Source organism: Azovibrio restrictus DSM 23866 (assembly GCF_000429665.1).
GTDB classification, from domain to species: domain Bacteria; phylum Pseudomonadota; class Gammaproteobacteria; order Burkholderiales; family Rhodocyclaceae; genus Azovibrio; species Azovibrio restrictus.
The window spans coordinates 1-1,126 of the sequence record NZ_AUCH01000055.1; the positions used below are offsets into that span (position 1 = coordinate 1).

At 47.0% G+C, this 1,126-nt stretch carries 2 protein-coding genes; both read left to right on the forward strand.

Annotation, left to right across the window (positions count from 1 at the left end; genetic code table 11):
* Positions 1–548, forward strand: a 548-nt coding sequence (locus tag G474_RS23995) for an RHS repeat-associated core domain-containing protein (protein WP_211228151.1), incomplete at its 5' end; no start/stop codon positions are given.
* A gap of 9 nt (positions 549–557) precedes the next feature.
* Positions 558–977, forward strand: coding sequence for a hypothetical protein (locus G474_RS23680; RefSeq protein ID WP_156919344.1), 420 nt, complete (start codon positions 558–560; stop codon positions 975–977).
* Positions 978–1,126: the final 149 nt, after the last annotated feature.

The following is a 1,126-nucleotide window of genomic DNA, read 5'->3' on the forward strand; positions in this document are numbered from 1 at the left end:
ATGAGGAAACGGGGCTGTATTACAACCGGCATCGGTATTACGATCCGGACACGGCCCGATATCTCACCCAGGACCCGATTGGATTGTTGGGGGGGGTTAATTTTTACCAATATGCGCCGAATCCTATATTGTGGGTCGATCCATTAGGTCTGCATCGCCGAAAGGGGAAAAGTAAAGGGGCAAACGAAGCAACACCTACGTGTCCTATTGTTGCTAGCACTTTAAAAGTTATTAGGCCTGGGACGAAGGAGTGGGATGATGCTGTTGGCTCCATAAGAACTGGAGGCAATTCAGACTTTAGGGTTGGTTCACGTATGGAGGCCGTAGCACTTTTAACTCAAGCTCGTAATGGTATGAGAGAGTATCCAACCTACTATGAATCTGATGTTTATAGAAAAGGTTATGAGCATCACCCTAGTGAGGTGGCTACAGTTAACGCGCCGCACAATGATTTGCGGCATATAAAGTGGAAAGATTATGAAAGTGAAAAATCTGGAGGTGGCCATATTTTTTATGGTAACCCTCGTCCTTGTCCAAATAAGAAGTGACCTGTTACGATGAATAAAGTTGAGCCGACACAATTTCCGGGGGAGCGATTAGCGAGCTATGATAGCGCGGATTTGGCTAATAGATTTTTTAAGAAGTTTCGTATTGCTGATGCAAAAAATATGGCGCGTACATGGACGGTTTTTAGTCCAGGCCTTTACGTTGAAGAAGTCGGTTTTGATGTTTTGCTTGATCCATTTGTGGATGAGCAACCATGCCTTTATATCTCGTCAGATATTAGGGATTCTGGCATTTGTATTCATAAGGCTAGGGCGTCTGAAATTCGAGATTATTTCAAAAACCTTCCTCCTTGGGAGGATCAAGACTGGTATATTTTTGATTCAAGCTTAGAGTGGTGTATAGCAGTGACGCACGAGCTTATCGGGGGGGCGAGATCCGTTTTTTGGGTAGAAGAGTCTGCTTCTAAGTAATACGCGCCGGTACGAGGCACGGGGACCCATGGTCCGGCAGCGGAACTGGCCTGTCAGGCAGAACGCCTGACCCTGTTCGTCTGGGATGGAGACCGGCTGGTCCAGGAAATCCAGGCGAACCAGACCGTGAGCTACCTGTACGAACCGGA